Below are 6857 nucleotides of genomic sequence, written 5' to 3'. Positions count from 1 at the left end.
GCCTTGCGCGCGATCCGCGCAAGGCAGCCCGCACCCCAGCCACCGCACCGAAGTCAGGATTGGCGGCGCGCAGAAAGGATGGCCTGTGACGCGTCCTCGTCCGGGTTGAGCAGTAGCTGGGCCTCGACGGTGAATCCGGCATCGCGCAGCCAGGCCGCCACTTGCTCCGGCTGACGGCGGTGGACGTGGACCTTCATCGGGTGACCGCCATAGCCCTCGGTCTTCACCCGCGACCCGGTGCCGACATGGAACAGGAGCTGCAGCGGTCCGCCCGGCCGCAAGGCCCGGTGGAAGTGCCCGAAAACCGCGGGGATCTCGTCGTCCGGGATGTGGATCAACGACTGCCACGCAAGGAGACCGGCGACCGACCCATCGGCGAGACTGGGATCGGTCATCGAACCCACTTCGAACCGCAGGCCAGGATTTTCGCGCCGGGCGATGTCGATCATCCTGGGCGAAAGATCGACGCCGAACGCGTCGATGCCGAGTTCGTGTAGCTGGGCGGTCACGTGCCCGGGGCCGCAGCCCATGTCCGCCACCGGTCCGCCGCCCGCGGTTCGCACCAGGTCCGCGAACAAGGCCAGCACCGATCGCAGGTACGGGTGCCCGGCCACAGCGCCGCGCACCTGGCCGGCATAGGTCGTCGCGACCGTGTCGTACGAGGTTCGAGTATCGGCCAGCCAGTCGTCCGTCCCCATGCCGGACACGGTAGGGGATACCGAGGCGTTGACGGTCGCGATCCCCCATCACCGCCTTGACCGGTGACGCATCACTGAGGCATGATCATCACCTGTCAAACTGGTGACGCGAGCGCGGAACGGGGGAACATATGACCGAGAGCCCCCTCATCGAGGTCGTGGTCTTCGACGTCCTCGGCACGCTGGTCGACGAACCCGGCGGGTTGCGGGCGGCCATCCGCGACGCGGTGCCCGCGGCCGACGACGCGGCCGTCGACGAGCTGTTCACGGCCTGGCAGGAGCACGTCGAGCAGGAGCAGCGACGCATCGCGCAAGGGCACCGCACGTACGCCGGCAGCGAGGTCATCGACAGAGAGGCAGCGGAGCGGGTGGCCGGACGTGCCGGGCTCACCGATCCGGCGGCCATCGCGCGGCTGGCCACCGCGGGGCAGCGCCTGCCACCCTGGCCCGACTCCGCCGCCGGTCTCGAACGGCTGGCGCGGCAATTCCCGGTGCTCGGGCTTTCCAATGCCGGGCGCACCGCTCTGCCGCGGCTGGCCGCCCACGCCGGGCTGCGCTGGCACCAGGCCCTGTCCGGCGAAGCCGCCCTGGCCTACAAGCCGGCGCCGGAGGTCTACCAGCTCGCCCTCGACGCCGCCGGATGCCCGCCGGAACGCGTGCTCATGGTGGCCGCCCACGCCTGGGACCTCCGCGGCGCCCAGGCGACGGGGATGCGGACCGCCTACGTCCAGCGCCCGATCGGGGACGCGCCGTCGAGTTCCGATGTCTTCGACTGGCGGTGCACCGGACTGGACGAACTGGCCACCGCGCTGACGGCTGAACGTGGTGGACCGAGGGCGACGTCGTAGCGGTACGCGTCAGCCCGCCGCCCGCACGGGCTCAGGAACCGGCGAACTTCCTGGCACGCTCGCGGTGCCAGTCCGCGACCGAACGCGCCTGCGCGCCGCTGATGTCCGTCCCCGGCAGCCCGGCCAGCCGCTCGATCTGGCCGGCCCGGCCGAGGTGTTCCCGGACGGCGTGTTCGCGGCAGGCCAGGCAGGTGACCCGCTCCGGGAGCCCGGAGGTCCTCGCACGCGGCACCCGCATCCCGCATCCCGTGGTGACCACGCCGGGGAGTTCGCCGACCAGCCCGAACGTCGACGCGACCATGCCACGAACCGCGGCGTCGCCGTTCAGGTCCTTGCCGACGTGGACGTGAAGATCGACCTCGTCCATGCGCCCCTCCTTCGACCGAACGCTTCACCCCGGACTTCGGCGGGACCCCGCCGTCACCGGGGAACCGCGGCCAGCGCCTCCACCTCCACGAGGAGTTCCGGTTTCGCCAGCGCCGCCACCACGATCATCGAGTGGGTGGGCCAGTCACCGTCGGGAAACCAGCGGCTGAAGACCTCTCTCATCGCCGCGCGGTAGCCCGGCAGATGCTCGGTGCTCGCCACCATGCTGAACACCTTCACCAGCTGCCGCGGCCCGGCGCCCGCCGCCGCCAGCAGACGCTCGATGTTGGCGTACACCGCCTCGGTCTGAGCCGTCACGTCCTCACCTGCGAGACCACCCTCGGGCAGCACACCGATCTGGCCCGCCATCACCACCAGCTCGTGATCGGCGGGCACGTGCGCCAGATGGCTGTAGGCCCCGAGCGGTGCGGCCACGGTATCAGGGTTCCAACGCCGGATCATGGTTCCTCCTCGACTCGTCGAAGGCGACCACAGATCACTAGCACAATTTTCCCGCGGGCATGACGGCTCTCACTCGGTTCGCGCACGGCCGCGGCCTCCCCGAGCGAGAACGCCGCCGTGCTCCCGCGCTGGGCCGGGCGACGATCGAACTCACCGGTCCGCGGGGGTGAGCACGGTGCGATCGAAGGGACCGCCGTGCGCGGCGGCGTGGGCGATCGCGTCGTTGACCTCGTCGAGGCCGAACCGTTCGACGCGCTCGGCCCCGAGGTCCAGCGCGCCCGATCCGGCGAGCCGGATCAGGCCGACGTTCGCCGTGCGCGGGTGCAACCACTGCCCGCGCACGGTGATCGAGTTCCGCATGAGCCACGGGTACGGCAGCGCGAGATCGGCGCCGCCGAGCATGCCGACGCCGCCCATGAGCACGACACGGCCGCGTTCGCGCACGGTCATGGCGGCGGTTCTCGTCGCCGTGCCGGGTGCCTGTGGCGGAAGCAGGTCCAGCACGACGTCGATCGGGCCATCGGCCGCGGCGCGCATCGCGGCGCGGTCGGTGTCCTCGTCACCGGTGAGTTCGACCGGACGCACTCGCGCGCCGAAACGATCGGCGAGCAGATCCAGCGCGGCCCGGTTCCGTCCCGGGGTGACGACCCTGCCCGCTCCCATCGCGAGCCCGACCGCCACCGCGCTGCTGCCGAAGTTTCCCGTGGCACCGCTGACAAGAAGCGTCTCGCCGGCTTCGAGACCACCGGCCAGCAGCCCGCCGTAAGGGACGGCGTGCACAGCGAGCGCGGACCAGCGCGCGGGGTCGTCCGCCGCCGACGCGGGCAGCGGGTGCACGTTCTCCGTCGGCATCCGCATGAGCTCGGCGAACGACCCGTCGTGCAGATACCGGGCGAGCCTCGCGCCGCCTTCGCCACGAGAACTCCAGCCCTGCAACATGATGTCGGGGGTGAGGGCGTCGTCCCGGGAGCGTACTGTCGAGTCGCACCACACGAGGTCGCCGACGCGCGTTTTCGTGGCGTCCGGGCCGACACCGACGATCCTCCCGATGCCGCCGAGCCCGGGCACGACCGGCGGTTCGAGCGGGTAGTTTCTCTTGCCACTGAAGACTTCCTGGGTGTAAGGGAGCACGCACGCCGCGAGCACCTCGACCACCACCTCGCCGCCTCCGGCCTCGACGTCCGGTACCTCCCGCACCGTCAGGGGGACGCCGAACTCCGTCAATACCGCCGCACGCATACCGATGACCTCCTCGTTTCGCCGATCTCGACGCTAGAAGCGCCACGGGCATGCGCCAAGCGAAGATCTCGCATTGCTGGTATGCGTGATAGGCATGGACTTCTCGAGCGTGAGCCTGCGCGTGCTGCGCCAGATCGCCGAGTCGGGCAGCTTCACCGCGGCGGCGGCGCGGCTCGGCTACACGCAGTCGGCGGTTTCCCGCCAGGCCGTGGCCCTCGAACGGAGCGTGGGCGCGACCCTGTTCGAACGACACCCCGGCGGGGTGCGGCTCACTCCAGCGGGGTTGACGCTGCTGCGGCACGCCCGCGCGATCCTCGGCTCCGTGGCCGCGGCCGAGCGCGACCTCACCGGCACTGCGCCACGGAGCGAGCGCGTCCGGCTCGGTGTCCTCCTGAGCGCCGGAGCGGTACTGCTGCCCGCCGCGCTGGCCCGGCTGACCGCGACGAGTCCTCAGGTCCGGGTGACCACGCGCGAGGGCACGACACCCGGCCTGGTCCGGGCGCTTCGGGCGGGCTCGATCGACCTCGCCCTGCTGACCTCCCGCCCGCCCCATCGGCCCCCGGACGGCGAATCGCCGCGCCTGCACGTCGAAACCGTCGAAGACACCGAACTGCTCGTGGCCGCCCCGGCCACCGGCGCGTTCGCCGGTCGCGCATCGGTCCACGTCGACGAACTCCTGGACGTCGACTGGATCGCAACCCCGGCAACAGGTTCCGAACCGATGCTGGGCGCGTGGCCCGGCCTGCCCGGCAGGCCCCGCATCGTCCACAGTGCACGCGACTGGCTGACGAAACTGCATCTCGTCGCGGCCGGCCTCGGCGTCACCACGGTCCCCTCCCGCCTGGCGGCGGTGCTGCCTTCCGGAGTGGCCATGCTGCGGGTCGACGGCGCGCCCCGCGAGATCCGCCGAGTCCTCGTGGCGCGGCTTCCCGGCCCGCCATCACCGGCGATCATCGCCGTCACCTCCGCGATCACGGCACCTCAATGAGCACAGGATTCCCTGGTCAGTCCAGAGTGGACAGTGGGGCACAGGGTGCCGCTGCGCCGGGCCAGTCCCCACACGGCCAAGGCGCACAACGCATAGAGGGCGCCGACACAGCAGGAAGCCCACCATCCCCAGGCACCGTACGCCCAGGTGGTCGTGACCGCGCCGAACGCGGAGCCGAGGGAATAGAAGGCCATGTAGGCGCCGATGACGCTGCTGGCCCGGTTCGGGTGCGCCGTGGTCAACAGATGCTGGCTGCTGACGTGCACGGCTTGGACCGCGAAGTCGGCAAGGACGATGCCCGCGATGAGGAACCAGAGAGTCGGCCCGCCGGTCTGGGCGATGAGCAGCCAGGACACGGCGAGCAGCACCAGCGACCACCCGCTGATCGGCTGCGCGCGACCGCCGTCGGCCCACTTTCCCGCACGGGCGGCGCCGAGCGCTCCGGCGAGACCCACCATTCCGAAGAGTCCGATCTCCGTGGTGCCGAAGTTCCACGGATCGGCGCCGAGCGGGAGCGAAAGCCCACTCCAGAGGGTTCCGAAGGACGCGAAGAGGAAGAAGGCGATCAGGCCCCGGCTCAGGAACAGCCGATCCGTGAGCACGAGACGTCCCATGGACGCCAGAACCCTCCCGTAGCGTTCGCCGGTCGTCCTGGTGTCCGACTGGAGCCCGGCCCGGACGACGACGGCGAGCACCACGCACAGCACGGCCAGCAGCACGTACACGGCGCGCCAGCCGAGCGTGTCACCCAGTACCCCGGCGAGGACGCGGACACCGAGGATGCCGATGACCACGCCAGAAGTGACCGCGCCGATGTTGCCGCCCCGCTCGGCAGGCGAAGAGACTGCGGCGACGTAGCCGACCGTTATCTGCACCACGACCGCGAACACGCCCGCGACCGCCAGGCCGACCGCCACGAGGACACCGTTCGGCGCGGCCGCCGCGATCGCGGCCCCCACCGCGGTGAGCACCAGATGCCCGGTGATGAGCCGACGACGGTTCAGCATGTCCCCGAGCGGCACCAGCAGGACCAGACCGGCGAAGTAGCCGATCTGCCCGGCGGCGACCAGCAGGCCCAGCGATTCCGGAGCCAGGCCGAGGTCCCTGCCCACCGCCTCCAGCACCGGCTGTATCGCGTAGATCGTCGACACCGCCACGGCGCACACCAGCGCCAGGACCAGCCGCCACGATCTCGTGACTCCTGCCACCACGGATCCCCAATCAGTAGCAATATGCAACCATGTCAGCGTAGGCAGCAACGGTTTCAAAATGCAACCGATCAGGAGGTGTGTCCATGACCACAACGCTCGGCGCCGGCCGCGACTGGACCGATCCCACGTGCCCCGTCGCCCGGACGATCGACCTCGTGGGCGACAGATGGAGCCTGCTGATCGTCCGCGACGCCATGGACGGCGCGGCGACGTTCACCGAATTCCAGCGGCGCCTCGGGATCGCCAGGAACATCCTCACCGACCGCCTCCGCAAGCTCGTCGACCACGGGATCCTCGCGACCAGCACCACCCCCGGCGGCAAGCGGCACGCCTACGAGCTCACCGAAGCCGGGCAGGATCTCTTCACCGCCATCGTCGCGTTGAGGCAGTGGGGGGAACGCCACGCCTTCGGTGCCGATGAGCCACACTCCGTACTCAAAGGCACGGACGGCAAGCCCGTCGCCGAACTGCGCCCCGAAAGCCGGGACGGCAACCCGCTCAGCGCAGCAACCACCCGAGTGTACAAAGTGGACTAGCCGCCGCAGGGTTCGCCGGCCGTCTCGAATGTGGGCCGGGGCGGCGATCGCGTGTGCCGCGAGACCAACCTCCACCGGGCCGCCGCATCGACTCCGGGGCAGCAGGCCATGACCGGCCTCATGTCCCGAACGCGTCGTTCAGGACGTTCACCGTCCCCAACGGAGCTTTCGGGACACCGGCGTATGGATTACGCGCAAACCCTTGCGCAGCAAGGAAAACTGCGTGTCGCAGGTTCACCCGATCGATAGCACACATGTTCGATCGGGCGGCGTATCGTTGATGTCGTGGCAGTCGACAGCAGCACCTCCGCAACGCGCACCGAGTGGTGGCGCGTCGATGTCGACTGCCTGCTGACACGACTCCTCGAGTCCGAATCCGTGCAGCGGCGTGAGGCCGCTGTGCAGGGCGAGGTGATGGCCGAACTCGAACGACGCGGCATCCGCGATACCACCGGGTACGGAAGCCTTGTCCGTCTGTTGCAGGAGACGCTGAACATCCCCTACGCCGA

8 protein-coding genes and 1 pseudogene are annotated in these 6857 nt (G+C 70.3%); 4 read left to right on the top strand and 5 right to left on the bottom strand.

Features of this window, described 5'->3' with window-relative positions:
• Positions 1–53 precede the first annotated feature (53 nt).
• Positions 54–698, bottom strand: a complete 645-nt coding sequence (locus tag ACFWY9_RS44530) for a class I SAM-dependent DNA methyltransferase (RefSeq protein WP_378341733.1) — start codon at positions 696–698, stop codon at positions 54–56.
• A 131-nt stretch (positions 699–829) separates the two neighbouring features.
• Here ACFWY9_RS44530 and ACFWY9_RS44525 point away from each other — a divergent pair, with 131 nt between their 5' ends.
• Positions 830–1546 carry a haloacid dehalogenase type II gene (locus ACFWY9_RS44525; protein ID WP_378325686.1) on the top strand — a complete coding sequence of 239 codons (717 nt, stop codon included), beginning with the start codon at positions 830–832 and terminating at the stop codon, positions 1544–1546.
• A gap of 31 nt (positions 1547–1577) precedes the next feature.
• Here ACFWY9_RS44525 and ACFWY9_RS44520 read toward each other — a convergent pair whose 3' ends face one another.
• The 3 genes from ACFWY9_RS44520 to ACFWY9_RS44510 form a co-directional block, all read right to left on the bottom strand.
• On the bottom strand, positions 1578–1913 hold the full coding sequence (locus tag ACFWY9_RS44520) for a hypothetical protein (protein ID WP_378325685.1): 336 nt from the start codon (positions 1911–1913) through the stop codon (positions 1578–1580).
• Between the two features lie 53 nt (positions 1914–1966).
• Complete coding sequence (locus tag ACFWY9_RS44515) at positions 1967–2374, bottom strand: RidA family protein (RefSeq protein WP_378325684.1); 408 nt, start codon at positions 2372–2374, stop codon at positions 1967–1969.
• A 150-nt stretch (positions 2375–2524) separates the two neighbouring features.
• Positions 2525–3613: an alcohol dehydrogenase catalytic domain-containing protein gene (locus ACFWY9_RS44510; RefSeq protein ID WP_378341732.1), complete on the bottom strand. Its 1089-nt coding sequence runs from the start codon at positions 3611–3613 to the stop codon at positions 2525–2527.
• Between the two features lie 94 nt (positions 3614–3707).
• Between ACFWY9_RS44510 and ACFWY9_RS44505 the strand changes: the two genes are divergently transcribed.
• Positions 3708–4601, top strand: a complete 894-nt coding sequence (locus tag ACFWY9_RS44505; protein ID WP_378341731.1) for a LysR family transcriptional regulator — start codon at positions 3708–3710, stop codon at positions 4599–4601.
• Here ACFWY9_RS44505 and ACFWY9_RS44500 read toward each other — a convergent pair.
• A complete protein-coding gene (locus tag ACFWY9_RS44500; RefSeq protein WP_378341730.1) occupies positions 4595–5809 on the bottom strand; it encodes an MFS transporter in 1215 nt (404 codons plus the stop codon). The genes ACFWY9_RS44505 and ACFWY9_RS44500 overlap by 7 nt on opposite strands.
• A gap of 86 nt (positions 5810–5895) precedes the next feature.
• On the opposite strand from ACFWY9_RS44500, the gene ACFWY9_RS44495 reads away from it, so the two are divergent.
• Complete coding sequence (locus tag ACFWY9_RS44495; protein ID WP_378325678.1) at positions 5896–6348, top strand: winged helix-turn-helix transcriptional regulator; 453 nt, start codon at positions 5896–5898, stop codon at positions 6346–6348.
• A 285-nt stretch (positions 6349–6633) separates the two neighbouring features.
• A pseudogene (locus ACFWY9_RS44490) lies at positions 6634–6857 on the top strand (HNH endonuclease); the annotation flags it as partial.

Source organism: Amycolatopsis sp. NPDC059027 (genome assembly GCF_042739735.1).
Lineage (GTDB): Bacteria > Actinomycetota > Actinomycetes > Mycobacteriales > Pseudonocardiaceae > Amycolatopsis.
Note: the sequence above shows the minus strand (reverse complement) of the source record. Positions and strands in the feature narration are given on the sequence as shown.

What these genes read in the sequence shown, in the direction of transcription:
- ACFWY9_RS44525 (WP_378325686.1), top strand. Translation starts at nt 830, where the DNA reads ATGACCGAGAGCCCCCTCATCGAGGTCGTGGTCTTCGACGTCCTCGGC.
- ACFWY9_RS44510 (WP_378341732.1), bottom strand. Translation starts at nt 3,613, where the DNA reads ATGCGTGCGGCGGTATTGACGGAGTTCGGCGTCCCCCTGACGGTGCGG.
- ACFWY9_RS44520 (WP_378325685.1), bottom strand. Translation starts at nt 1,913, where the DNA reads ATGGACGAGGTCGATCTTCACGTCCACGTCGGCAAGGACCTGAACGGC.
- ACFWY9_RS44515 (WP_378325684.1), bottom strand. Translation starts at nt 2,374, where the DNA reads ATGATCCGGCGTTGGAACCCTGATACCGTGGCCGCACCGCTCGGGGCC.
- ACFWY9_RS44505 (WP_378341731.1), top strand. Translation starts at nt 3,708, where the DNA reads ATGGACTTCTCGAGCGTGAGCCTGCGCGTGCTGCGCCAGATCGCCGAG.
- ACFWY9_RS44530 (WP_378341733.1), bottom strand. Translation starts at nt 698, where the DNA reads ATGGGGACGGACGACTGGCTGGCCGATACTCGAACCTCGTACGACACG.
- ACFWY9_RS44495 (WP_378325678.1), top strand. Translation starts at nt 5,896, where the DNA reads ATGACCACAACGCTCGGCGCCGGCCGCGACTGGACCGATCCCACGTGC.